Below are 23396 nucleotides of genomic sequence, written 5' to 3' on the forward strand. Positions count from 1 at the left end.
CGCATAGTCTTACCTTTACGCGCACGTAATACAGCACGCAAGTTGTCTGGAGGACAAACAATTACGGATGAACTTAGCGCTCGGTGAGCTTGAGTTCGATACGTCGGTTCTGGGAAAGGACGTCGGGCGTTTCGCCTTCGGCAATCGGCTGGAACTCTCCGAAGCCGGCAGCAACCAGGCGGTTCGCAGGCACGCCCCTCGAGATCAGGTATTTGACGACCGAGGTGGCACGCGCCGACGAAAGCTCCCAGTTGTCCCGGTACCGTCCAGTGCCGGTCAGCGGCGAGGCATCGGTATGTCCGTCGACGCGGAGCACCCAGTTGATCTCGGCTGGAATTTCCTGCGCCAGTTCGAGCACGGCCGCCGCCAGCTTGTCCATCTCCGCCTGACCGGCACCATCGAGATCGGCGCCACCAACGGGGAAGAGCACCTCCGACTGGAAGACGAAGCGGTCGCCGACGATCCGGATGTTCTCGCGATCCGACAGGATTTCACGTAGACGGCCGAAGAAGTCGGAGCGATAGCGGTTGAGTTCCTGGACACGCTGCGCAAGCGCCACGTTGAGACGCCGCCCGAGATCGGCAATGCGCGTCTGCGATGCCTGATCCTTGGCCTCAGACGCCTGCAGCGCCTCTTCAATGGCCGCGATCTGCGACCTGAGCGCCGCGATCTGCTGGTTGAGCAGCTCGATCTGGCTCATCGCTCGAGCGCTCACCTGCTTTTCCGCATCGAGTTCTTCGGTGAGCCGGCCCATCTTGGCATTGGCGACGTCCGCCGATCCCGCACCACTGTCGAGCAGTTCCTGCAGACGCGACCGTTCGGTCTCCGACGAGGCAAGCGACGATTGCAGCGACGCCAGCATGTCCTCGAGATCCTGCTTGCCGCTCTTTTCGAGTGCCAGAAGCTGGGTCAGTTCGGCGATCTGGCTGTTCAGCCGGTTGAGCACCTCATCCTTGCCGGAGATCTCCCGGCCCAGAATGAACTGCGCGACCACGAAGACCGTGAGCAGGAACATGATCGCAAGCAGAAGGGTCGACAGGGCGTCGACGAAACCCGGCCAATAGTCGATCCCGCGCTCGCGGCGACGGTTGCGCCCGAGCGCCATTTACTTGTTGCTCCCGCTGATCTTGTCGTTCAGCCGGTCGAGCGTCTTGCGCATGGCGCGAGCATCCTCCTGCTGCGCCTCGATCCAGTCACGCAGCATCTGCTGTTCGTTGCGCATGTTCTTGACCAGCCCCTGAATACCCTCGGCCAGACCTGCAATCGCAGCGACAGAGCGGTCATTGCCATCCCGGTTCGAAAGCTTCTGGATTTCCTCGACCAGGAGACGAATGTCGTCACTCGCAACGGCGGCAGACGCATCGGATACCGTGCCACGCTCCGAATCCACATCGGTGACGGAGGACAGCCAGTTTTCCAGTTCAATGTAGAAACGGTTCTGCGCACGCCCTGCCTGCAGGTCGAGGAAGCCGAGGATCAGCGAGCCGGAAAGACCGAGCAGCGAGGACGAGAAGGCCGTGCCCATGCCGGCAAGCGGCGCGCTAAGGCCTGACTTCAACGACTGCAGCACATCATTGCTATCACCGGAGGCCGGATCGAGCGACGCGATAACCTCATTGATCGAACCGATCGTGCCAAGCAGACCCCAGAAGGTGCCGAGAAGACCGAGAAAGACGAGGAGGCCGATCAGATAGCGGCTGGTGTCGCGCGATTCGTCGAGGCGTGTGCCGATCGAATCGAGGATTGAGCGGAGCGCAGTCGTCGAAATCGCCATCGATCGGCGGCCGCCGATCAGCGCGCGCATCGGCGCCAAAAGCTTCGGGTCGCGGCCGACAAGCGTCGCATTGTCACCAGCGGCACGGAAGGAATTGAACCAGCGGACTTCCGGTCGAAGCGCCAGCACCTGGGCAAAGACAAGAATGATGCCGACGGCGAGAACGCCCAGTATCAGGCCGTTCAGGCCCGGATTGGTGATGAAGGCAGCATGCGCCTGGCGATAGAGGATAGCGGCGATGAAACAGACGATGATCAGGAAGATCACCATCGTCGTGAAGAAGGGCATCGGGCTGGAGAGTTTCTGGCCGTATGCTCCCGGACGGGTTTCTCCCACCTCGAGATCCTCCAACTTCACTTTCGCCATGATACGCTCAACCTCCGGGGAATCTTGGACCCGGAGGCTAGTGCAAAATTGAGACGAATTGAAGCCGCGGAGGTTGGGAAAATTTTCCCTATACAGTAATCAGGACTGCGGCACCGGTCGGTTGACGACCTCTTCCAGCGCCTTGCGGATGTATTCGTTGCCGGCAAGTACGGTGCCGTTTTCGAACATCTCCTGGCCGCCCTTCATGTCGGAAACAAAGCCACCGGCTTCCTTGATCAGGAGAATGCCGGCTGCGATGTCCCAGGAATTCAACTGTGCTTCCCAGAAGCCGTCGTGACGGCCGGCAGCGACATAGGCGAGGTCGAGAGCAGCAGCACCCATGCGGCGAACGCCCGAGACTTCACCCATGACATGGCGTAGTTCAACGAGGAACTTGCCGTGCTGGCCACGACCGAGATGTGGCACACCACAACCGATGACGCAGTCAGACAGCACCTTGCGGGCGCCGACGCGGATGCGGCGATCGTTGAGGAAGGCGCCGCCGCCCTTTTCCGTCGTATAGAGTTCGTCGGTCGCCGGGTTGAAGATGACGCCGGCGACGATCTCGCCATTGCGCTCCAGCGCGATCGAGACGGCAAACTGCGGGATGCCGTGCAGGAAGTTGGTCGTGCCGTCGAGCGGATCGACGATCCAGCGATGCGCGCCGTCGGTACCCTTGATCTCTTCGCCTTCCTCGCCGAGGAAGCCATAGGTCGGACGCGACTTCAGCAGCTCTTCACGCACGATCTTCTCGGCCCGGAAATCGGCCTGCGAGACGAAGTCGCCTGGGCCCTTCACCGAAACCTGCAGGTTCTGCACTTCGCCGAAATCGCGCGAAAGCGACTTGCCGGCCTTGAGGGCAGCCTGGACCATGACATTGAGAAGGGCGGAGCGGGCCATTGATCGAAATCCTTGAAACTGGGAGGCGCCGGAGGGCGGCGACCGGAGCAGCACGCGATGGCGGCGGCATTTGGCGGGTTCAAGACCACAAATGCCGCCGGAATTCAAGGGGGATGGCTATTCCCGCCTATGCACCAGCGTCAGATGAGCCCTGCAGCCAGCGTGACGATCACGCCCGAACCTATGGCGACCAAAGTCGCGACCGCCAGTCGGGCAGCAAAGCCCTTGGTGCCGATCGCAGCCGCATAGACGACCTTGGCCACCATGTTCGAGACGATAGCAATGCTGACGGCAATGGTCGCAACCTCGACCGACAGCGTCGGCAGCATGCCGGCAACCGTCACCGTCGCCGCATCCACATCGGCCAGTGCCGTCAGACCTGATACCGCATAAAGGCCGGCATCTCCGAAAACCTGGCTGGCCGCCCGCGCGAGAAAGGCGATGACGGTGATCATCAGCGCCATCTTGAGCACCTGGAGCAGTTCGAAAGGATTGGTCGGCAGCGCAGCCTCCGAAGTCGCGCCTTTGCGTGCGACGAGTGAGACGGCCACGACCATCATCAGCGCACCGGCAACCAGAAGCCCCCAGAGAAGCCGCTCCGCAATGGCTGGTGCCAGCGCAAGCAGAAGCAACCCAGTGCGCACCAGCGACACGCTGCCAGCCGCAATCGCTCCGGCGGCTGGCCCTGCAGAGCCGTCTGCGACCGCTAGGCTTTGCCGCGCCATGGCAAGCGTACTGGCCGTCGAAGAGACTAGACCACCCACGGCGCCGGCCACGAGATCACCGCGTCCACCACCGATAAGGCGCACCGCGACATAGCCGACGAAGGAGATCGAAGCGAGCATGATGACCAGGATCACCAGGCTGCGCGGCAACACACCGCCAAAGGGTCCGTAAGGGGTGGCCGGAATGAGCGGCAAAAGCACGAAACCCATGGCCAGGAGCACGACGGCCGAGCGCAATTCCACCCAGGTGAGCCGCCGGATCGCGCCATGCAGGAACTCGCGGCTGGCAAGCACCGTGACCATGGCGGCACCCGCAGCCGACGCCGCTGCCATATCGCCGAGCACAGCAAGCGCTCCAAGGCCGAAAGTGGTGATGCCAGCGATGACGGTCGTTGCGCTGAACGAGCCCTCGGCCCGGGCCTCCATGAGGCCGAAACGCAGCATGACCATGGCGACTGCGAGCAGGAAGCTCGCGACAACAAGACCGGACAGGCCATCCGGGGTCAGGCCCTGATCCAGCAGCCCGGCAATCCCGCCCGTCATGCCGATCAGGGTGAAGGTGCGGATGCCGGCGATGCGCGCACCTTCCGGCTCGTCACGCTCGCGCCAGTGCCGTTCGACGCCGACGGCAGCACCGATGGCGAGTGCCAGACCGAGGCGTTGGAAGATATCGATGAGATCCATGACCGCCGCCCTCCCCGTGTTCCCAAATCTCGATGATAGCCACCGATAGGATCGGCTCAACCGGAGGCGGCTTATACGTTCATATCATAGAGACTAGGTATACAGCGGCAGAGCGGGCTGCGTCAGGTTCGCCGGAACCTGTTGGCGAGATCGATCGCCTGTTTCTGCTGCTCTTCGTTGAGACCGAGATAGAAATCCTCGAGCCCCGGATCCTTCAGACCTGCACGGCGCGACAGCACATACCACTTCGCCGCCTCAACCGGATCGGGCTTTGTCCCGAGCGCATTGATGTAGAGATGGGCGATACGGTTCTGCGCCACCACATTGCCGCGCGCAGCCGCGATGCTCAGCCAGCGGTAGCCGGCCTCATAGTCCCGCGGGCCATTGTAGCCGTTGACCAACCACAGCCCGATATCGAGCTGAGCGGTATCAAACCCCGCCCGTGCGGCGCGCATCATCCATTCCCGCGCCCGCGACTTCTTCTCGTCCGGCACGTCCTTCAACGCTGAATAGACCTGCGCCAGCGCATATTGCGCGTCGGCAACGCCCTGCTCGGCCGCCTTTTCATAATAGGGCATGGCAGCCGTCAGCCCGCGCACGCCGGGTGTGCCGGCAACAAGGATCTGCGCCCAATTGAATTGGGCAGATGCATTGCCGGCGTCCGCCGCGCGGCGCATGTAGTCATCCGCCTTCGCCTTGTCCTGCGGGACTTCGCGGCCCTCCATCAGGAGAAGGGCATATTTGAACATTGCAGCCGGATCACCGCCCTGGGCCGCCTGGCCATACCAGAAGGCAGCGCCCTTCAGGTCACGCTTGACGCCGAGACCGCGGGACATGATCTCCGCCAGCAGTGTCTGCGCTGCGGGATCCCCGAGCTGCGCACGCGGCAAGGCCTTGTCGACGGCCGTGAGAAACAACCCGCGCTGGAAGGCGCCGTAAGCGTCGTCAGGCTTGCCTTCATAGGCCTTTTCCGCCGGCACGTCCGGCAAGGGGGCGCCCATGCGCAGATAGATGTTGATGCCCTGCAACTCATCGGGCTTATCGCCCGCGGTCGGCTTGGCACCCTTCGTCACCGGCAAGGTGGAATCCAGATCGCCACGATCGAGCTTGTTGGCATCCCCGGTACTGCTGCTGTCGCGCGCGCCGCGCTCGATCTCGCCCGCATCGGATGGATCCGCCGGCAGGATCGCCGGCTGCTCACCAATCGCGATACCATCCTCGCTCTCCTGTGCGCTCGCAGGTGTGCCCACCGCAAGGCATGCCCCGGCGAGTGCGGCGAGAATCAGACGGTGGAGGGACGAGTTTGAACGCATGAGGCGGTTCAAGCCTCAAACCGTGGCGCTTTTTCGTCAAGCTCTGCATTCACACGGGTCACGATTGCGGCAGCCTGAGCAGGATCGGCAAACACGGCCTTTCCGAGCGCCACAAATTCCACACCGCTCTCGGCAACGACGACCGCCGAGGAAGGATCGCTACCGCCCATGACGATCGCCGGAAGCTCGATCATCGACGACCACCATTCGCCAAGCGCGATGTTTTTCGAGTGGGCTTCCGGCTTGATGTCACCGTCGATCTTGCCGAAGAAGATGTAGTCGGCCTGGATTTCTCCCATCTCCAGCGCGTGGTGACGGTCCATGGCATTTCCGCCACCGACGATCAGCTTCGGCACATGCTTCTCGACCGCCTCTGCGAGTGCCGCGGCATTGCCGGAGATGTGCAGGCCATCGGCTTTGACGCGCCCGGCCACACGGCTGTTGTCGACGATCAGCGCCGCCGCTCCCGCTTCCTGGATGACGGGCACCAGCATTTCCGCATGTTTCTGGAACACGGTGTCATCGAGTTCGTATTGCGGGATGATGACCGATGCCACATCGCCGCCACGCAAGGCGTTGCGCAGCACCTCTGTGCGCTCGGCAGGATCAGCGATATCGGGAACGATGAGGACGAGGCGGCAGCGGTCTTCGGTCATGCGCGGTGTTTCCGTGTGCGGGACGGGTCCGTATCTCGCGGATTTCGTCCTCGTTTTCTCTAGACAAATCCGATAGACCGCTCTTCCGAAAGGATCAACCGCGCAATGCTGACAGACCCGAACTTCTATGCCGTCGCCATTCCCGCTGTTGCCCTTGTCGGCCTGTCGAAAGGTGGTCTCGGTGGCGCTTTTGCGCTGATCGGCGTGCCGCTGCTGGCCTTTGCCGTACCGCCGATGCAGGCCGCTGCGATCTTCCTGCCGATCCTTCTGGTCATGGACGCCGTGGCACTCTGGGCCTGGCGCCATCACAACAACCGCGCAACCCTGATTGCCATGCTGCCGGGCGCCGTGATCGGCATCGGGCTCGGCTGGGCCACGTCCACCTATGTCTCGGCGGATGCCATGCGCCTCGTGCTTGGCGCCATATCGGTCGTCTTTGCGCTGAAATACTTCCTTGAAAGTTGGCTGGCCTACAAGGGAAAAGAAACCGAACCGGTCGGCGAACGGCCTGTGGCAGGTTCCTTCTGGGGTTCGCTCGCCGGCTATGCGAGTTTCGTTGCCCATGCCGGTGGCCCGCCCTTCCAGATCTATGTCTTGCCGCTGAAGCTCGACCCACTCACCTATACCGGCACCTCGACGCGCTTCTTCGCCATCCTCAATGCGATCAAGGTCATCCCCTATTTCGCGCTTGGGGAACTGGATGCAACCAATCTCAGCCTGTCAGGCGCGCTCCTGCCGGTCGCCCTTATCTCGACGCTCGCCGGCGCACGCCTTGTGCATTACCTGAAGCCACACATTTTCTACCCTTTGATGTACGGCATGGTGCTGATCGCCGGCAGCAAATTGCTCTGGGATGGCACGCGCGGACTGACGGGCATCTGACACCCGCATACCTGCCGCGAAAGCCTATGCTGCGCCGCACATCTGCGCTTGCCGCCGAGGGACCTTTGACATAACCTTTCAGCCATGACGAACGCAGACCCGTTCATGGCGATCGCAGACCCGAACCGGCGACATATCCTCGAGGATCTGCGGCGGGGGGAAAAGACCGTCAACGAACTGGCGGGCCAACTGCCGATCAGTCGCCCGGCCGTCTCCCAGCACCTGAAAGCTCTGCTCGACAGCGGTCTGGTGCATGTGCGTTCCGAAGGCACGCGCCGCATCTACTTCATCAATCGCCCGGGCTTTGACCGGATGAACATGTGGCTCGACCAGTTCTGGTCCTGAGCCCTCTCTGCCCTCCACCGAACAGGCAGAATAAAAGCCCCGAAGTTGTGTGAACTCCGGGGCCAAGGGTGGGATATTGGCTGCTTCATGAATACATCGGGATCGGTCTTTGGGTCCGCCTGATCCCGGCGCAGCCGGAAGGGTGGTATCAGTGGCGTGTGGAAGCCCTCAGGCGTTCCATTTCATCCTTGAGGCGCAGTTTCAGGCGCTTCAGCTCGGCAATGTGCCGGTCATCAACGGAGGGAGATGCAAGTGCGTCATGGAGTTTGTCCTCCAGGGCTCCGTGCTTCTTCTGCAGCGATTCAAGATGAGCCTGTATGGTCATTTGATGCGTCCTTCCTTCTCGCCTACCTCCAACCCTCATCCGCTGGAGTTTCAGGCTTTGCGAAGATAATGTGACACGAGAAATGCGGTTTGTCGAAGGCGAACTGGGCAAAAACGACCATCAAAAACCAAGACAGGGATAACTTCCCGTTACCGGTATTTGATGATAGGAGCTTGCGCGAATCTTCCGGGCATCCTTAAAGGATGGGCAAAACGGCGATATGGGGAATAAGCATGGCCGATCAGGAACAGGCTGACGTCAGGCTCTCGTTGGCGCGGCTCCGCCAGGAGCATGAAGACTACGATGCCGCGATCAACGCCATGATCACCGTCGGCTGCGACGCCCTGCGAATTCAGCGCATGAAGAAGAAGAAACTGTCCATCAAGGACAAGATCACGGCGCTTGAAGACCAGATAATCCCCGACATCATTGCGTGACACAGAAGGATCCGAGATGACCGCTGAGTGCCCGCCCGTCGCCATCATCATGGGAAGCCAGTCAGACTGGGAGACCATGAAGAACGCCGCAGACACGCTCGACGCACTCGGCGTCTCCTATGAAGCCCGGATCGTTTCGGCACATCGCACGCCCGACCGCATGTATGCTTTCGCCAAGGGAGCCCGCGACGAGGGCTTCAAAGTGGTGATCGCAGGGGCCGGCGGCGCAGCGCATCTGCCCGGCATGGTCGCGTCTCTGACCACCCTTCCCGTCTTTGGCGTCCCCGTTCAGTCGAAATCGATGTCCGGCCTCGACAGTCTCTACTCTATCGTCCAGATGCCGGCTGGCATTCCCGTCGGCACATTGGCCATCGGCCGCGCAGGCGCCGTCAATGCCGCCCTGCTCGCCGCCCGTGTTCTGGCCGTCTACGACGACGAACTCGCTGACCGCCTCGACGAATGGGTCGAGCGCCAGACGGCATCCGTCGCCGAATATCCCGTGGACGAGGCCCCATGACCATCCGCACCATCGGCATCATCGGTGGCGGCCAGCTCGGCCGCATGCTGGCCATGTCTGCCGCCCGTCTGAACTTCCGCACGGTTATCCTCGAGCCTCAGGCCGACAGCCCGGCCGCGCAGGTGGCGAACCAGCAGATCACCGCTGCCTATGACGATCCGGCAGCACTCGCCGAGCTCGCCCGCCTTTGCGACGTCGTCACTTACGAATTCGAAAACGTGCCGGTAACCGCAGCCGAGACGCTTGCCGCAAGCGTGCCCGTCTATCCGCCACCGAAGGCGCTTGAGGTTGCTCAGGACCGCGTGACGGAAAAGCGCTTCCTCAACGCGTCGGGCATCGAGACGGCCCGTTTCCACGCCGTGGACAGCCAGGCCGACCTTGAGGCAGCGCTCGCCGACTTCGGCGGTGAAGGTGTCTTGAAGACCCGCCGCCTCGGTTACGACGGCAAGGGCCAGAAGGTCTACCGCAAGGGTGAAGCCGCCGACGGCGGTTATGAAGTGCTGGGCGCCGTCCCGCTGATTCTTGAAAGCTTCGTGCCCTTCATCCGCGAGATCTCGATCATCGCCGCCCGGGGCACCGATGGCGAAGTCCGCTGCTACGACCCGACCGAGAACGTTCATCGGGGCGGCATCCTGCACACCTCGACCCAGCCCGCAGCCATCACGCCTGAGACGGCCAAGGCTGCCCGCGAGGCTGCGACCAAGCTTCTCGAGGGCCTCGGCTATGTCGGCGTGGTCGGCATGGAGTTCTTCGTGCTGGAGGACGGGAGCCTGATCGCCAACGAGATCGCGCCGCGCGTTCACAATTCCGGCCACTGGACGGAGGCCGCCTGCATCGTCTCGCAGTTCGAGCAGCACATCCGCGCGGTCGCCTCTCTGCCGCTCGGCGACACTGTCCGCCACTCCGATTGCGTGATGACGAATCTGATCGGCGACGATATCGATTCTGTCCCGGCCTGGCTCTCAAAGCCCAACGTGCTTGTTCATCTCTATGGCAAGACGGAAGCCAGACCCGGCCGCAAGATGGGCCATGTCACCGAAATCCTGCCGTTTCGCGACTGATTTTCCCGGTTTTTTAGCCTGATCTGTCCCGCATTTTCCGCCGGGCATGTTGACATCAAGGCCTCCCTCGGGCTAATTGCCGCCAACTCTTCAAGGGCGCGCCCAGCGGCGCGCTTTTGATTGTTTGAACACAGTGGGTGAATGACACATTCCCCGACAATCGTTGTGGACCAGAAAAATGAAGATCAAGAACTCGCTGAAAGCGCTTAAGGCCCGTCATCGCGACAACCGTCTGGTTCGCCGCAAGGGCCGCATCTACATCATCAACAAGCAGAACCCGCGCTTCAAGGCTCGCCAGGGCTGATGCCCCGGGATCTCAGGATCCCATGAGCCGGACGGACTGCCCGCTTCATCTGCAGCGTGTTGATATCGGAAATTTGAGTTTGAAAGACGGCGCTGAGGGACTACCTTCCCTGTATGCGCCGTTTTTCTTTGCGACTCGCCCTCAGCCACCTGCTCGTTCCCGCCCTGCTGACCGCAGGTACCGTCTCCGCGCAGGCACCCGAAGAACAGGGCGGCGCGCAAGCGACCCAGGCCCCTGTCGAACAGATCCCGCTGAAGCCGCCGGCCAAGCCCAAGACTGTCGATGACCTGCTGGCCGAGCTAAAACGGGAGCGCAATCCCCAGGCCGCACGCCAGATCGCCAATTCCACGATGGCGACCTGGAGCGAATCGTCGAGCCCGACGATCAATCTGCTCATGCAATGGTCTGCCAAAGCCGCCGGCGAAAAGCGCAATGCTGCGGCCCTCGACTTCATCGATCAGGCCATCATACTCAAACCCGATTTTGTCGGCGCCTGGAACCAGCGCGCGACGCTTCACTTCACCATGGGCAATTACCAGAAGTCCGTCTCGGACATCGAGAAAGTCCTGGAACTCGAGCCTCGCCATTTCGGCGCAATTGCCGGCCTTGCGGGCATCCTCACGGAGCGCGGCAGCAAGGATGCGGCACTGAAGGCCTGGGAACGCTACCTGGACATCTTCCCCGCCGACCGTGAGGCCCAGGAGATCGTCTCGAAGCTCTCCGAAGAGCTGGCCGGCCAGCGGACGTAAGGCAGCATCGACCTCACTTGACGAACGGCCCTGCAGCACGATCTTGTTGCCATATCGTCCAGCTCGGAAGCTTCGCTCTTGCTCCTCCCCCGTATCGGTCTCGCCTTGCTCGTCATCCTCCTCATCCTCATCGCCGTGCTCGCGGCCCTTGCCATCGCCACACAACTCCGCGCGCGCGCCATCGAGACCGAGACGCCGAATGTCGGCGAGCTGACAGATGTCGGCGGCTTCAGCCTGAACGCCCTCCACGTGCCAGCAGGCCCCGACGCAGACCTGCCACCCATCATCTTCATCCACGGCGCCTCCGGGAACCTCAGAGACCAGGCAGGCGCCTTCCTGGAGCCTCTGCGAGGTCGTGCCGAGCTTCTCTTCGTCGACAGGCCCGGGCACGGCTATTCCGAGCGCGGCGGGCCGGAGAACGACACGCCGGACGGCCAGGCGAACGCGATTGCGCGCCTGATGGAAAAGAAGGGCATCGAACGCGCGATCGTCGTCGGCCACTCCTTCGGCGGCGCGATCACAGCAAGCTTCGGTGTGCTGCATCCGGACAAGGTCGAAGGCCTAGTCTTCCTCGCCGCAGCCACCCATCCTTGGCCGGGCGGCGTCGATTGGTATTACCATCTCGCTTCCGCGCCGGTCATCGGCCCGATCTTCTGCCATACGCTCGCTTTGCATGCGGGCATGATGCGCATCGGGCCGGCGACGGATCATGTCTTCGCACCGAATCCACGTCCCGACACCTATCTCGAAGACACAGGCCCGGCCCTCGTCCTGCGCCCCTCGACCTTCCGCTCCAATGCAAAGGATGTCGCCGGCCTGCATGCCTATGTGAGCACCTTCGCCCCCCGCTACCGCGAGATCGCCAAGCCGACGGTGGTCATCACCGGCGACGCAGACGAAATCGTGCTGGAGGAAATCCATTCGAAGGGCCTCGCTCGCGACATCGCAGGCTCCGAACTGGTCTGGATCGAAGGTCTTGGCCACAAGCCGGATTACATCGTGACGGATATCGTTATCGCTGCCCTGGAGAAGATCGCCGGCCAAACACGCGATCTGCAGGCCATGGCGCGCGCGGTGGAGCCGCGGCTCGCTGCGACACGCGTGGAACCGACAGGAACCTCCCCTTCCCTTCAGGCTGGACAGTAACCGCCACGAAAAAAGCCGCCCGAGGGCGGCTTTTCCAATTCTAATATTCAGAGTGGGATCAGATCCCCGTCTGACCATCCGAGCCGATATAGGCAATGCGCAGCATGTTCGTTGAGCCAGGCGTGCCGAGCGGCACACCGGCGGAGATGATGATCCGATCGCCAGGCTTGCCGAAGCCCTCGTCCACGACGATCCGGCAAGCACCATTGACCATCTCGTCGAGATCGGTCGGCTCCGAAGACACGACGCAATGCAGGCCCCAGACCACCGAGAGGCGACGCGCGGTCTGGATGACCGGCGACAGCGCAATGATCGGCACTTCCGGACGCTCGCGCGAGGCGCGCAGACCGGTATTGCCCGAAGACGTGTAACAGACGATCGCCTGCAGGCGCAGTGTTTCGGCTATCTGACGGGCAGCCAGCGAAATGGCATCTGCACCGGTCGCTTCCGGCTGGGCGCGCTGGGCGTAGATGATGCCCGGATAGTGCGGCTCGCGCTCGACCGTGTGGGCGATGGACGCCATGGTCGCAACGGCTTCGACCGGATACTGGCCGGAAGCCGACTCTGCAGACAGCATGATGGCGTCGGCGCCTTCGAAGACGGCGGTCGCGACGTCGGAGACTTCTGCACGCGTCGGCACAGGTGCCGTGATCATCGATTCCAGCATCTGGGTCGCGACGACAACAGGCTTGCCTTCGCGGCGGCAGGCGCGGATCAGCTGCTTCTGGATGCCGGGCACGCGCTCGAGCGGCATTTCAACGCCAAGGTCGCCACGGGCAACCATCAGGGCGTCGGACAGTGCGATGATCTCGTCGATGCGCTCGATGGCCTGCGGCTTTTCGATCTTCGACATCAGGCCCACGCGGCCCTTGGCGATCTTGCGGACTTCCGCCAGATCTTCCGGACGCTGGATGAAGGACAGCGCCACCCAGTCGACGTCATTGGTCGCGAGCACGGCGTCGAGGTCGGCGCGGTCCTTGTCGGTCAGAACGCCGGTGGCAAGGATGGTGTCGGGAAGGCTCACGCCCTTGCGGTCGGAGATCTTGGTGCCGGAGACGACTTCGGTCACGATCGTCTTGCCATCGCATTTGACGGCCTTCAGGTGGAGCTTGCCGTCATCGATCAGCAGGCGGTCACCCGGCTTCACCGATTCGAGAATTTCCGGATGCGGCAGGTAGACGCGGGTCGCATCCCCGGGCGCTTCGTTGCTGTCGAGGGTAAAGGTCTGGCCGGCCTTCAGCTCGACGGTGGTTTCGGCAAACTTGCCCACACGCAGCTTCGGTCCCTGCAGGTCGGCGAGGATGCCAATCGGGCGCCCACAAGCTGCCTCGACACTGCGAATGCGCTGGATGAGCGTCCGCAGCATCTCATGGCTCGAATGGCTCATATTGATGCGGAAAAGATCAGCCCCGGCTTCGTGGAGCTTCCGGATCATCGCTTCGTCGGAAGATGCGGGACCAAGCGTGGCGAGGATCTTTACTTTGCGGTTTCGCTTCATCAGTTCTGGCTTTCCTGGGTGCCCGACGTATCGGACAGCTGGACCATCCAGCTCCCCTGCCTGCCGGTGTCGTATTCCTTGAATCCCATCTGCTGATAACCGCGTGCGAAGCAGTCCTTCACGCCAACGATCTTGAACTCGTTTTCGGCGACACACATGTTGATGTCACCAGTCCAGCGACCACCGCGGGCGGCATCCTCAGCATAGAGATAATAGTAACGCGATTGGAGTTCGCCCTCGATCAGTGTGGCGCAGGTGCCGGCCGGAACCTGCCACCAGCCTTCCGTAATCCAGCCCTCTTCCGCCCGGTAGCCGACGGCGACGCCGACAAGGTTCGGTGTGCCGTTGCAGACACGGAACTCGGCATGGGCGGCATCGGCTGCCAGCAGTGGCGAAAACAGCGCACCCGCGATCAGGAGGGGCTTCAGAAAACGCGCCTTGGCACGGTCAAAAGTCTGTCTGATCGAGTGATGCACGATTGCCGCCGGAACTCCAAAAATGCGCATGGGATGCCTTCTTGCGATGCTGACCAGAGAATGTCAACGCAACTCTAATCGATTATATTTTCTGTCTTTGGTCAGTACTGGAACCTATATGTCCGATCTTGGCACAAACGTGACAGCCATGAAAGCTTGCGCTCCCCCATTCCCCATGCGATCAAGCGGGTGTAGCAGACGATGGCTTCAAACTGATGAATGTTTCCCCCGTTTTTGAGATTTTAGAAGGCCGCCTCGATGCCGGCCTCGTGCTTCTCGCCGACCACGCCACCAACATTGTTCCCGAGCCCTATGGCCGCCTCGGCCTGCCGGACAACGCTTTTGGCCGTCACATCGCCTATGACATCGGCATCGAGCCGCTCACCCGGCAGCTTGCGGCACGCCTCGGTGTGCCGGCGGTTATGTCGCGCTTCTCCCGCCTGCTGATCGATCCGAATCGCGGCGAGGATGACCCGACCATCATCATGCGCATTTCGGATGGCGCCATCATTCCCGGCAACCATCCGATCACGCCGGAGGAATGGCAGCACCGCATCGCGACCTACCACCGCCCTTATCACCAGGCCGTCTCCGAGGTGATCGCCAGCGTCGCCGAAGCTTCGGGCAAGGCACCGCTGGTGCTGTCGCTGCATTCCTACACGCCGGCCTGGAAAGGCGTGCCGCGGCCCTGGCACGCAGCCGTTCTCTGGGATACCGACGAGCGGGCGGTGCGCCCACTGATCGATGGCCTTGAAGCATCGGGAGACATACTCGTCGGCGACAACGAACCCTATGATGGCGCCTTGAAGGGCGACACCATGTATCGGCACTGCATGATAACAGGCATCCCGCATGCGCTGCTGGAGGTCCGGCAGGATCTGATCGCCGACGAGGCAGACGTCACCGCCTGGGCTGATCGCCTCGCACCAATCTTCGAGCGCCTCAATGCCGACCCGAAGCTGCACGAGTATCAAGTCCATGCATCGCGCACCGGCCCTTACCCTATCCAGCCAATCGCGCCCTGAAGGAGGACTGCATGACGCTCCCCACCAAGGACCAACAAACCGAACTCGAAGCGGCCGCCTTCCGTAGGCTCGTTTCCCATCTGCGCAATCGACCCGAAGTCCAGAACATCGACCTGATGAACCTCGCCGGCTTTTGCCGAAACTGCCTGTCGAACTGGTATCTGGACGCCGCGAAGGAAACCGGGCTCGACCTCACCAAGGACGAGAGCCGCGAGATCGTCTACGGCATGCCCTATGAAGAGTGGAAGGCACTGCACCAGCGCGAGGCAAGCACCGACCAACAGCAGGCGTTCGAGAAGAACCGCCCGAAGGAATGATCACGTCCCCGAGCTTTGGGGCTTGACGCGGACGCCGCTTCGCGGCACGTGATCGCCACGAAAACCCACCTCAAGAATGCCATCCCTGCAATGAAGGAGATTGCCCATGTCTGATGCCGCTCACGGCGTCGCCCGCGACCAGCTCCGTGCCTTTGTCGAACGCATCGAGCGCCTGGAAGAAGAAAAGAAGACCATCGCCGATGACATCAAGGACGTTTACGGCGAAGCCAAGTCGATGGGCTTCGACACCAAGATCCTGAAGAAGGTCATTGCGCTGCGCAAGAAGGACGACCAGGAGCGCATGGAAGAGGATCTGATCCTCGACACCTACTTGCACGCGCTCGGCATGATCGAGAGCCCGCCGGAAGGCTGAGCGACATCTCGAAAGCCAATAAAAAACCCGCCAATCCGGCGGGTTTTTTATTGTCTATCAACTGGCTGATTTGACGATCAGGGAGCGCCGAAGCGGCTCGGGTCGATCGTCGTGGCATCGAGGCGGAAGCCATCCGGAACTGCCGTAGCAGGAGCGACCAGCGAGCGCGACACGACGCGGGGCGCCTTGACCGGCTTGGAGACGGCGTCGAACTTGCCTTGGTTCAGGGCCCACTGCTCGATCATGCCCTTGGTGAGCTTGGTGCCACCATACATGGCCATATGCGCCCGTTCTGCATCTTCCTGGCCCGGGCGACCACCCTTCTTGGGCAGGGCCGCATCGGCATTCGGCACGGCGTCGGACGGAGCGTCAAACATGTCACCGAACTGCGTCGTGGTTTCGACAGCCGCCGTTTCCTGCGGGATCGATGCGACCTCGACGGGCTTCTGGGCGGGAGCCGGGGCCTGCTCAGGGGCAGCCGTCAGCTCAGCCTGGACAGGCGCGCTCGACGGGATCGGGGCTGCCATTTCCGGAATGGTGCTGTCTTCCAGTGCGGCGGCCGCTTCCGGCGACAGGATCGCCTGCTCGACTTCGTCCACCTCGGCTTCGGCTTCAGCCTGCGAGGAAGCAAGGAGCGCCTCGGCCACCTGCGGACGCGCCGCGGGTACCGGAACAGCCATGCCCTCGGCCAAAAGCATGGCTTCGGAACTCGGGTCGATCGAGGCGGTCATAACGCCCTGCTCGGCACCGCCAGCCTGCGGCCGCGGATTGAGAAGGGTCGGCACTGGCACGGTGGTCAGAGAAGCAAGATCGGCGAATTCATCCGCTGGCGCAGAGGCCGGGACAGGAACACCACTTGCGACCTGCTGGAGGGCATCCTCAGCCGCATTGCGCGGCGGCTGGTAAAGCGCCACGGCGAGGCTGTTGTCAGCCGGGCGCAGTGAAGGCCGTGCCTGCGGAACAGGCGCGTCGGCCGCATCCACACCCGGAAGCGCATTGGCGACCATCACCGGCTCGGAAGCGGTTACGACAGGCTGCTCGCGCGGTGCGACGGGAGCCTGCTGCGGCTGTGCCACGGAAGGACGAGCGGCGGGTTCCGGAACATCCTCGACTTCATCCTCGTCGCCACCGCCGAACAGCATGGCGAGGAAATTGCGCGGACGCGACGAGGACTTTTCCTCAGCGATCATGACAGTATTGCCGGAGGCAACGCGGCGCTTGTACTCGGCGAGCGCCTGCTGATAGCCCGGCAGCGGCTTGCCGTCGGCGGGAATATGCACGGTCTTGCCGTCCGGGAAGAGGCGGACGAGATCCTGGCGGTTCATGCGCGGCCAAGCGCGGACGCCTGCGACGTCCATGTGCACGAAGGGCGAACCGGAATTGGGGTAGTAACCAACGCCACCGGCCTGCATCTTCACGCCGAGTTCGCGCAGCGTCTTCAGCGGAACACCGGGGATGTAGAAGTCCATCGCCGTGCCGCGCATGTGCTGGCTTTCCTTGGCAACACCCTTCGAGCGCGAACGCAGCATCGAGTTGGTGGCCGGAGAGCGATAGGCGGAGACGACCTTGATGTAACCCTTGGCGCGCGACTGACGATAGACTTCCCAGACGAGGTCGAAGAGGCGCGGGTCCATCTTCGTCGGCTCGTTGCGGCGCCAGTCACGGAGGATATAGTTGAGCTGTTTCAGACCCTTGGGGTCATAGCGGCCATTGCGCTTGAAGGTGATCGATGCGCGTTCGCCGGTGTGAACGAATTCGATATTGAGCGTGCGGCTTTCAGCATGTGCCGAACCAACGCTACCCAGAAGTCCACCGAAAGCCATCAGAAGGACGGCAGACAGCGAAAAAAGCAGCCTCGCTGCCAACTGCGCGGACGCAAGCCGGGTTTTGCGCCCGCTTTGCATATGGAGCGCGCTGATGTCCTGCGATGCCTGCAATGCAATCCCCGTCCGAAAGACTACGTCCCACGCCAACCGAAATGAACGTCAAATGCGGTCATACCATGGCAAATTTGCCACATCCGCACAAGCTGTCCATTTATAGTGAACGCTTGCCTAACAAGTGCTTAGACCTTTGGTAGGCGATTAAGCTTACCCCAGAGTTAACATCGAACGGTTGAGGCAAATCAAGCGGCATCCTTCTGCGGATCGTCGGGATCGATTCCGTAATCCTTGAGCTTGCGGTAGAGCGTTGAGCGCCCGATGCCCAGCTTTCGCGCCACCTGGCTCATCTGGCCGCGGTAGAATTTCAGCGCGAAACGGATCAGTTCCTCCTCGATTTCAGCAAGCTTGCGCACATTGCCAGCCTCGTCCGTGCTGACGATGACATTGCCGGATGCGCCGCCACTGAAACCTGTGGATGGAGCCACAAGACCCGCCGCCCGCTCGGCAAGAGCGGCCTGCACCTTGGCAATCGGGCTCTGCTCCGGAACGGATGGCTGTGCATCCGGACCGGCGGCTCCACTGCGATGGTCTTTCATCTGGGCCGAGATCTGCGGGAAATCCGCCTCGCGAAGGCTTACACCATCAGCCAGCACGACGGCGCGGAAGATCGCGTTTTCGAGTTGCCGCGTATTGCCCGGCCAGTCGAATGAGGTGAGCAGCGCAAGCGCCGACGATTCCACCTGAAGCGTCCTCGGCAGGCGTTGCTCCAGCGAGAAACGCTCGACGAAGGCCCGGATCAGATGGGGGATGTCTTCCTTGCGTCGGCGCAGCGACGCGATGGTGATGGGAAACACGTTGAGACGGTAATAGAGGTCCTCGCGGAAACGCGCAGCCTTGACCTCTTCGATCAGGTCCTTGTTGGTCGCAAGGATCAGTCGGACATTGGCCTTCACCGAACGCTGCTGACCGCCACCATGGACTTCGCCCGTCTGCACAAGCTCCAGCAGCCGCATCTGGCCGCCGGGCGGCAACTCACTAATTTCCTCAATGAAAAGCGTGCCGCCTTCGGCCTCGGAAAGCTTGCCGATCTGGCTTTCGCTGCCGAACAGCACCTCTTCCATCTGGGCCGGAGAAATGGAATTGCAGTTGAACCCGACGAACGGACGCGACGAGCGATCGCTTGCGGCATGAATAGCACGCGCCACCAGTTCCTTGCCAACACCCGCCTCCCCTTCAAGCATGACGGGGATGGTCGATTGCGCTGCCCGGCGGCCGAGTTCAACCACGCGAGACATGGCGGCACTTGCAGCAATCACATCGACGAAACTGACGGACCCAGTGCGGGCCCGGCGTGGCGCCCTGCCCTGCAGGCTGGTGCGATGGATCTTGAGCGCGGATTCGATGGCACCGATCAGCCGCTCCTGGGCGATCGGCTTGACCAGAAAGTCGAAAGCGCCGGCACGGACTGCATTGAGTGCCGTCTCCGTCGCACCTTCGGCAGTCCCGACAATCACAGGCACGGCCGCATTGATCTCGGCCAGCATGGGTATGATGTTGGGGTTCAGGCCCTCGGCGGATGCCGCGTCGATCACAACGACACCTATGGCGTCGCGATGGCGGCGGAAAAGATCGATGCCGGCATGCGCCGTATCAGCGACATGGACGGCGTGGCCGTGCGCCTCAATCGCAGCCTTCATGCTGCGGCGCTCGGTAGCATCTTCATCGATGAGTAGAATCTGTGCGGTCAACTTGCGCTCCCCGGGGCTGTTTCGGCGCATTCGCGCTCCTGGGTTATCGCGGGGAGACTGCCAGAAAGGCCTGAAGATGTTCTTGGGAGAAAGCCTCGCATTTTAACGGTCCTTAACCGTTTCTGGCACAATCCACAGGTGTCTCGGTGCGTGCGAACACGGATGTCGCACCATGGCGGCACACCCCGCTGCTTGCCGATCCGCAGGCGACTGACTACATCTCCGGAACGAAGAGAAGAAAGGACATCGCCATGACGATCGACCGCCGCCCCACCCTGAGCCCCGCCCACCCGGCTTCCGCCAGCGGAAATCAGAACCTCGGCGACCTGCCCGTCTGGAAGCTGGACGATCTTTATCCGGGTCAGACCTCGAGCGAATTCCTCGGTGCCGTCGAGAAGGCGGGATCCTATGCGCTTGCCTTCGAGACCAAATGGAAGGGCAAGCTTTCGATCGCGCTCGAAACCGTCGGTGAAAACTCGCTGGCCCAGGCCCTGCGCGAGATGGATGCGCTCGAAGACTTGCTTGGCCGCATCGCCTCCTATGCCGGCCTCACCTATTATTCCGACATGACCAATCCGGCGAACGGCAAGTTCTTCGGCGACATCCAGGCCAAGCTCACCGACATGTCGGCCCGCCTCCTCTTCTTCCCGCTGGAGATGAACCGTCTTGCCGACGATGCCGTCGACGCCGCCATGGACCGCGACCCCGCACTCGGCCATTTCCGCCCCTGGATCGTCGATCTGCGCAAGGACAAGCCCTTCCAGCTCGACGACCGGATCGAGCAGCTTTTCCTTGAGAAGTCGCAAACTGGTGCCGCCGCCTTCAATCGCCTCTTCGACGAGACGCTGGCTTCGCTGCGCCTCAAGGTCGGCGACGAGGAAATGCCGCTTGAGCCAACACTGACGCTTTTGCAGGACGCCAATCCGGAAAAGCGCCGCGAGGCAGCCGAAGCCCTGTCGAAGACCTTCAAGGAAAATATCAGAATCTTCACCCTGGTGACCAACACGCTCGCCAAGGACAAGGACATCTGCGACCGCTGGCGCGGCTTCGAGGACATCGCCGATAGCCGCCATCTGGCCAACCGCGTCGAGCGGGAAGTGGTCGATGCCCTGGCAGAGGCCGTACGCGAGGCCTATCCGCGCCTGTCGCATCGCTACTACAAGATGAAGGCGAAGTGGCTTGGCATGGACCAGATGAACTTCTGGGACCGCAATGCGCCGCTGGCCGAAACACCGGACCGTCTCATCTCCTGGGACGAGGCCAAGGACATGGTGCTCTCGGCCTATGGTGGCTTTGCGCCTGAAATGGCCGAGATCGCCGGCCGCTTCTTTGACGGCGGCTGGATCGACGCGCCCGCTCGCCCGGGCAAGGCGCCTGGTGCCTTCGCCCATCCGACGGTCCCGTCCGCCCACCCCTATGTGCTGGTCAACTATCTCGGCAAGCCGCGCGATGTCATGACGCTGGCCCATGAGCTGGGCCATGGCGTGCATCAGGTGCTGGCCGGCGGCCAGGGCGCGATGATGTGCCAGACGCCGCTGACGCTTGCCGAAACCGCATCCGTCTTTGGCGAAATGCTGACCTTCCGCGCGCTCCTCGACAAGACCACGGACAAGCGCGAGCGCAAGGCCATGCTTGCCCAGAAGGTCGAGGACATGATCAACACGGTCGTGCGCCAGATCGCCTTCTATCAGTTCGAGCGCAAGATCCACACGGCCCGCAAGGAAGGCGAACTGACGGCCGAGAAGATCGGCGAATTGTGGCTATCCGTGCAGCAGGAAAGCCTGGGGCCGGCGATCAAGATCTCGGAAGGCTATGAGACCTGGTGGGCCTATATCCCCCACTTCATCCACTCGCCCTTCTATGTCTATGCTTATGCCTTCGGCGACTGCCTGGTGAACTCGCTCTACGCCGTCTACCAGAACGCCGATCAGGGCTTCCAGGACAAGTATTTCGAGCTCCTGAAGGCCGGCGGCACCAAGCATCATTCGGAGCTTCTCGCTCCGTTCGGGCTCGATGCGACCGATCCGTCGTTCTGGGCCAAGGGACTGTCGATGATCGAGGGGCTGATCGACGAATTGGAAGCGCTAGATAAGGCAGCCTGAACCGGAGCCGCCGATATCCCATGCGTGACCACGCGCCCTATGCGCTCTTCCGCGACGACCGCGCGGGGACGAGCCTCGTCTTTGCCGAACCGGAGACGCTCGTCGTCGCCCGGACGGCGGACGAGGTCGAGCCTGCGCTCGCCACATTGGAAGCGCACCGGAAAGCCGGCAAATGGCTGGCGGGTTATCTGTCCTATGAAGCGGGCTTCGTCTTTGAGCCGAAGCTCCGTCCTCTGGTAGAAGACGGGCGGGAAACCCCGCTCATCGCCATGGGGGTCTTCGCCGCCCCCGCACCGGCCGAACACCCGCTGGCTGAAGCGCCCTCGAACATCCCGAATGCCCCCTTGCTCACCGATCCCAGAGCGGGCTGGGATTTCGACACCTATCGCACCCGCTTCGATCGGCTGCATCATCACCTGCGCAAGGGCGACTGCTACCAGGCAAACCTGACCATGCCGGTCGAGGCCCGCTGGTCCAGCGATCCCCGTGCCGCCTTCTGGTCGCTCGTCGGGCGCCAGCCGGTGCATTACGGCGCACTGATCGATTTCGGCGATCCGGTCATCCTGTCCCGCTCGCCCGAACTCTTCTTCTCCGTGGATGACGACGGCTGGCTCGAAACCCGCCCGATGAAGGGCACAGCCGCCCGGGGTGCTACCCCGGAGGAAGACGAGGCGATTATCGCGGCCATGCTCGGCGACGAGAAAACGCAAGCCGAAAACCGCATGATCGTCGATCTCCTGCGCAACGACGTCTCGGTCATCAGCGAGGTCGGCACATTGTCGGTCCCCAAGCTCTTCGCCATCGAGACCTATCCGACCGTCCACCAGATGGTGAGCTATGTCAGGGCAAAACTCTCGCCCGGCATCGGCCTGGCCGAGATCATGGCCGCCCTTTTCCCATGCGGATCCGTGACGGGGGCGCCGAAAATGTGGGCGATGCGCATCCTGCATGAACTGGAAGCCGGTCCGCGCGATATCTATTGCGGCGCGATCGGCTGGTGCGATCCAGCCGGCCCGATGCGATTTTCGGTTGCGATCCGTACGATCTCCCTTTTCAACGGCGGCCGCGCCGTCTTCAATGTCGGCGGCGGCATCGTCTTCGATTCGAAGGCCGAGGCCGAATACGAGGAATGCCTGTTGAAGGCGCGCTTTGCCGTGGGAGACGAATGGATTTCTCGCTGATCGAGACTTTGCGGTGGCAGCCGGACGCGGGTTTCCTGCGGCTCGACCAGCATTTGCGTCGCCTTTCCCGCTCGGCTGATGCGCTCGGCTTTCGACAGCCGCAGGACGCGAAAGGCAAGCTTGAGAAGGAAGTCTCCGGCAGCGAACCTCTGCGCGTCCGCCTGGTCATGACCTATCGCGGCAAGATGGACGTGAGTGCCACGCCATTCGAGCCGGTGCCGGAAGAAAGCGTCTGGCGGCTGAAGATCGCCAAGACGCGGCTGCAATCCGAAGACAGCCTCTTCCGCCACAAGACCACCCGCCGCGAACCCTATGAAGCCGCGCGCGCCGAATTCTCGAAGGACGAGGCCGACGAGGTGATCCTGTTCAACGAGCGCGGCGAGGTCTGCGAGGGCACGATCACCAACATCTTCGCCGAAGCTGCCGACGGCATGCTGCTCACACCGCCGCTCACCAGCGGGCTGCTGCCAGGCGTTTTGCGCGCCGAACTGATCCGCGAGCGAAAGGCGCGCGGCGAGGTGCTGAAACTCGATGACCTGCGCCACCGGAAACTCTTCGTCGGCAATTCCCTGCGCGGCCTGATCCCCGCCGAACTGGTGGAATAGGCAC

25 protein-coding genes are annotated in these 23396 nt (G+C 62.3%); 14 read left to right on the plus strand and 11 right to left on the minus strand.

Annotated features, from left to right (window positions below; translation table 11 throughout):
* Positions 1 to 73 precede the first annotated feature (73 nt).
* The 6 genes from C0V73_RS02260 to C0V73_RS02285 form a co-directional block, all read right to left on the minus strand.
* The gene (locus C0V73_RS02260; RefSeq protein WP_102018361.1) at positions 74 to 1105 is read right to left on the minus strand and encodes a peptidoglycan -binding protein; all 1032 of its coding nucleotides are present in this window, start codon (positions 1103 to 1105) and stop codon (positions 74 to 76) included.
* A complete protein-coding gene (locus C0V73_RS02265; RefSeq protein ID WP_102018362.1) occupies positions 1106 to 2140 on the minus strand; it encodes a flagellar motor protein MotA in 1035 nt (344 codons plus the stop codon).
* A gap of 99 nt (positions 2141 to 2239) precedes the next feature.
* Positions 2240 to 3040 (minus strand): inositol monophosphatase family protein, encoded by an 801-nt coding sequence (locus C0V73_RS02270; RefSeq protein WP_102018363.1) that lies wholly within the window; start codon positions 3038 to 3040, stop codon positions 2240 to 2242.
* Positions 3041 to 3180: 140 nt separating this feature from the next.
* Positions 3181 to 4449: a DUF4010 domain-containing protein gene (locus C0V73_RS02275; protein ID WP_102018364.1), complete on the minus strand. Its 1269-nt coding sequence runs from the start codon at positions 4447 to 4449 to the stop codon at positions 3181 to 3183.
* 122 nt (positions 4450 to 4571) lie between these two features.
* Positions 4572 to 5762 carry a tetratricopeptide repeat protein gene (locus C0V73_RS02280; protein WP_102018365.1) on the minus strand — a complete coding sequence of 397 codons (1191 nt, stop codon included), beginning with the start codon at positions 5760 to 5762 and terminating at the stop codon, positions 4572 to 4574.
* 8 nt (positions 5763 to 5770) lie between these two features.
* Positions 5771 to 6418 carry a thiamine phosphate synthase gene (locus C0V73_RS02285; RefSeq protein ID WP_102018366.1) on the minus strand — a complete coding sequence of 216 codons (648 nt, stop codon included), beginning with the start codon at positions 6416 to 6418 and terminating at the stop codon, positions 5771 to 5773.
* A 105-nt stretch (positions 6419 to 6523) separates the two neighbouring features.
* Here C0V73_RS02285 and C0V73_RS02290 point away from each other — a divergent pair, with 105 nt between their 5' ends.
* Positions 6524 to 7300, plus strand: coding sequence for a sulfite exporter TauE/SafE family protein (locus tag C0V73_RS02290; protein WP_102018367.1), 777 nt, complete (start codon positions 6524 to 6526; stop codon positions 7298 to 7300).
* Positions 7301 to 7384: 84 nt separating this feature from the next.
* Positions 7385 to 7645 carry a metalloregulator ArsR/SmtB family transcription factor gene (locus tag C0V73_RS02295; RefSeq protein ID WP_102018368.1) on the plus strand — a complete coding sequence of 87 codons (261 nt, stop codon included), beginning with the start codon at positions 7385 to 7387 and terminating at the stop codon, positions 7643 to 7645.
* 148 nt (positions 7646 to 7793) lie between these two features.
* On the opposite strand, the gene C0V73_RS02300 is transcribed toward C0V73_RS02295, so the two are convergent.
* Entirely contained in the window at positions 7794 to 7970 is a 177-nt protein-coding gene (locus C0V73_RS02300; RefSeq protein WP_102018369.1) for a DUF465 domain-containing protein, read from the minus strand.
* A gap of 233 nt (positions 7971 to 8203) precedes the next feature.
* Between C0V73_RS02300 and C0V73_RS02305 the strand changes: the two genes are divergently transcribed.
* From C0V73_RS02305 to C0V73_RS02330, 6 genes are all read left to right on the plus strand, one after another.
* Complete coding sequence (locus tag C0V73_RS02305) at positions 8204 to 8407, plus strand: DUF465 domain-containing protein (protein ID WP_102018370.1); 204 nt, start codon at positions 8204 to 8206, stop codon at positions 8405 to 8407.
* A gap of 16 nt (positions 8408 to 8423) precedes the next feature.
* Positions 8424 to 8924, plus strand: coding sequence for a 5-(carboxyamino)imidazole ribonucleotide mutase (gene purE, locus C0V73_RS02310; RefSeq protein ID WP_102018371.1), 501 nt, complete (start codon positions 8424 to 8426; stop codon positions 8922 to 8924).
* Positions 8921 to 9985, plus strand: coding sequence for a 5-(carboxyamino)imidazole ribonucleotide synthase (locus tag C0V73_RS02315; protein WP_102018372.1), 1065 nt, complete (start codon positions 8921 to 8923; stop codon positions 9983 to 9985). The genes purE and C0V73_RS02315 overlap by 4 nt, the downstream gene beginning before the upstream one ends.
* Before the next feature lie 178 nt (positions 9986 to 10163).
* Positions 10164 to 10289 carry a type B 50S ribosomal protein L36 gene (gene ykgO, locus C0V73_RS02320; protein ID WP_006726873.1) on the plus strand — a complete coding sequence of 42 codons (126 nt, stop codon included), beginning with the start codon at positions 10164 to 10166 and terminating at the stop codon, positions 10287 to 10289.
* A 113-nt stretch (positions 10290 to 10402) separates the two neighbouring features.
* A complete protein-coding gene (locus C0V73_RS02325) occupies positions 10403 to 11038 on the plus strand; it encodes a tetratricopeptide repeat protein (RefSeq protein WP_102018373.1) in 636 nt (211 codons plus the stop codon).
* A gap of 78 nt (positions 11039 to 11116) precedes the next feature.
* Entirely contained in the window at positions 11117 to 12184 is a 1068-nt protein-coding gene (locus C0V73_RS02330; protein ID WP_172449972.1) for an alpha/beta hydrolase, read from the plus strand.
* A 58-nt stretch (positions 12185 to 12242) separates the two neighbouring features.
* Here C0V73_RS02330 and pyk read toward each other — a convergent pair whose 3' ends face one another.
* Both pyk and C0V73_RS02340 read right to left on the minus strand, forming a co-directional pair.
* A complete protein-coding gene (pyk, locus tag C0V73_RS02335; protein ID WP_102018374.1) occupies positions 12243 to 13682 on the minus strand; it encodes a pyruvate kinase in 1440 nt (479 codons plus the stop codon).
* A complete protein-coding gene (locus tag C0V73_RS02340) occupies positions 13682 to 14188 on the minus strand; it encodes a DUF1036 domain-containing protein (RefSeq protein WP_102018375.1) in 507 nt (168 codons plus the stop codon). Before C0V73_RS02340 ends, pyk begins: the two co-directional genes overlap by 1 nt.
* Positions 14189 to 14373: 185 nt before the next feature.
* Here C0V73_RS02340 and C0V73_RS02345 point away from each other — a divergent pair, with 185 nt between their 5' ends.
* The 3 genes from C0V73_RS02345 (at position 14374) to C0V73_RS02355 (ending at position 15873) form a co-directional block, all read left to right on the plus strand.
* The gene (locus C0V73_RS02345) at positions 14374 to 15183 is read left to right on the plus strand and encodes an N-formylglutamate amidohydrolase (protein WP_102018376.1); all 810 of its coding nucleotides are present in this window, start codon (positions 14374 to 14376) and stop codon (positions 15181 to 15183) included.
* A gap of 11 nt (positions 15184 to 15194) precedes the next feature.
* Positions 15195 to 15500: a DUF1244 domain-containing protein gene (locus tag C0V73_RS02350; protein ID WP_102018377.1), complete on the plus strand. Its 306-nt coding sequence runs from the start codon at positions 15195 to 15197 to the stop codon at positions 15498 to 15500.
* Positions 15501 to 15606: 106 nt separating this feature from the next.
* Positions 15607 to 15873, plus strand: coding sequence for a DUF2312 domain-containing protein (locus C0V73_RS02355; RefSeq protein ID WP_054148241.1), 267 nt, complete (start codon positions 15607 to 15609; stop codon positions 15871 to 15873).
* A 77-nt stretch (positions 15874 to 15950) separates the two neighbouring features.
* Here C0V73_RS02355 and C0V73_RS02360 read toward each other — a convergent pair whose 3' ends face one another.
* A complete protein-coding gene (locus C0V73_RS02360) occupies positions 15951 to 17810 on the minus strand; it encodes a DUF882 domain-containing protein (protein ID WP_102018378.1) in 1860 nt (619 codons plus the stop codon).
* Between the two features lie 188 nt (positions 17811 to 17998).
* Positions 17999 to 19504, minus strand: a complete 1506-nt coding sequence (locus C0V73_RS02365; RefSeq protein WP_102018903.1) for a sigma-54 dependent transcriptional regulator — start codon at positions 19502 to 19504, stop codon at positions 17999 to 18001.
* 251 nt (positions 19505 to 19755) lie between these two features.
* On the opposite strand from C0V73_RS02365, the gene C0V73_RS02370 reads away from it, so the two are divergent.
* The 3 genes from C0V73_RS02370 to C0V73_RS02380 are packed head-to-tail and all read left to right on the plus strand — an operon-like array spanning position 19756 to position 23392.
* On the plus strand, positions 19756 to 21606 hold the full coding sequence (locus tag C0V73_RS02370; protein WP_102018379.1) for a M3 family oligoendopeptidase: 1851 nt from the start codon (positions 19756 to 19758) through the stop codon (positions 21604 to 21606).
* Between the two features lie 20 nt (positions 21607 to 21626).
* Positions 21627 to 22787, plus strand: a complete 1161-nt coding sequence (locus C0V73_RS02375; RefSeq protein ID WP_102018380.1) for an aminodeoxychorismate synthase component I — start codon at positions 21627 to 21629, stop codon at positions 22785 to 22787.
* The gene (locus tag C0V73_RS02380; RefSeq protein ID WP_102018381.1) at positions 22772 to 23392 is read left to right on the plus strand and encodes an aminotransferase class IV family protein; all 621 of its coding nucleotides are present in this window, start codon (positions 22772 to 22774) and stop codon (positions 23390 to 23392) included. Before C0V73_RS02375 ends, C0V73_RS02380 begins: the two co-directional genes overlap by 16 nt.
* Positions 23393 to 23396: the final 4 nt, after the last annotated feature.

This window comes from Rhizobium sp. TH135 (assembly GCF_002855515.1).
In the GTDB taxonomy this organism is placed as follows: domain Bacteria; phylum Pseudomonadota; class Alphaproteobacteria; order Rhizobiales; family Rhizobiaceae; genus Allorhizobium.

Bases quoted from the DNA above. Each gene is read 5' to 3' on its own strand.
- C0V73_RS02260 (WP_102018361.1), bottom strand. From the start codon at position 1,105: ATGGCGCTCGGGCGCAACCGTCGCCGCGAGCGCGGGATCGACTATTGG.
- C0V73_RS02265 (WP_102018362.1), bottom strand. From the start codon at position 2,140: ATGGCGAAAGTGAAGTTGGAGGATCTCGAGGTGGGAGAAACCCGTCCG.
- C0V73_RS02270 (WP_102018363.1), bottom strand. From the start codon at position 3,040: ATGGCCCGCTCCGCCCTTCTCAATGTCATGGTCCAGGCTGCCCTCAAG.
- C0V73_RS02275 (WP_102018364.1), bottom strand. From the start codon at position 4,449: ATGGATCTCATCGATATCTTCCAACGCCTCGGTCTGGCACTCGCCATC.
- C0V73_RS02280 (WP_102018365.1), bottom strand. From the start codon at position 5,762: ATGCGTTCAAACTCGTCCCTCCACCGTCTGATTCTCGCCGCACTCGCC.
- C0V73_RS02285 (WP_102018366.1), bottom strand. From the start codon at position 6,418: ATGACCGAAGACCGCTGCCGCCTCGTCCTCATCGTTCCCGATATCGCT.
- C0V73_RS02290 (WP_102018367.1), top strand. From the start codon at position 6,524: ATGCTGACAGACCCGAACTTCTATGCCGTCGCCATTCCCGCTGTTGCC.
- C0V73_RS02295 (WP_102018368.1), top strand. From the start codon at position 7,385: ATGACGAACGCAGACCCGTTCATGGCGATCGCAGACCCGAACCGGCGA.
- C0V73_RS02300 (WP_102018369.1), bottom strand. From the start codon at position 7,970: ATGACCATACAGGCTCATCTTGAATCGCTGCAGAAGAAGCACGGAGCC.
- C0V73_RS02305 (WP_102018370.1), top strand. From the start codon at position 8,204: ATGGCCGATCAGGAACAGGCTGACGTCAGGCTCTCGTTGGCGCGGCTC.
- purE (WP_102018371.1), top strand. From the start codon at position 8,424: ATGACCGCTGAGTGCCCGCCCGTCGCCATCATCATGGGAAGCCAGTCA.
- C0V73_RS02315 (WP_102018372.1), top strand. From the start codon at position 8,921: ATGACCATCCGCACCATCGGCATCATCGGTGGCGGCCAGCTCGGCCGC.
- ykgO (WP_006726873.1), top strand. From the start codon at position 10,164: ATGAAGATCAAGAACTCGCTGAAAGCGCTTAAGGCCCGTCATCGCGAC.
- C0V73_RS02325 (WP_102018373.1), top strand. From the start codon at position 10,403: ATGCGCCGTTTTTCTTTGCGACTCGCCCTCAGCCACCTGCTCGTTCCC.
- pyk (WP_102018374.1), bottom strand. From the start codon at position 13,682: ATGAAGCGAAACCGCAAAGTAAAGATCCTCGCCACGCTTGGTCCCGCA.
- C0V73_RS02340 (WP_102018375.1), bottom strand. From the start codon at position 14,188: ATGCGCATTTTTGGAGTTCCGGCGGCAATCGTGCATCACTCGATCAGA.
- C0V73_RS02345 (WP_102018376.1), top strand. From the start codon at position 14,374: ATGAATGTTTCCCCCGTTTTTGAGATTTTAGAAGGCCGCCTCGATGCC.
- C0V73_RS02350 (WP_102018377.1), top strand. From the start codon at position 15,195: ATGACGCTCCCCACCAAGGACCAACAAACCGAACTCGAAGCGGCCGCC.
- C0V73_RS02355 (WP_054148241.1), top strand. From the start codon at position 15,607: ATGTCTGATGCCGCTCACGGCGTCGCCCGCGACCAGCTCCGTGCCTTT.
- C0V73_RS02370 (WP_102018379.1), top strand. From the start codon at position 19,756: ATGACGATCGACCGCCGCCCCACCCTGAGCCCCGCCCACCCGGCTTCC.
- C0V73_RS02375 (WP_102018380.1), top strand. From the start codon at position 21,627: ATGCGTGACCACGCGCCCTATGCGCTCTTCCGCGACGACCGCGCGGGG.
- C0V73_RS02380 (WP_102018381.1), top strand. From the start codon at position 22,772: ATGGATTTCTCGCTGATCGAGACTTTGCGGTGGCAGCCGGACGCGGGT.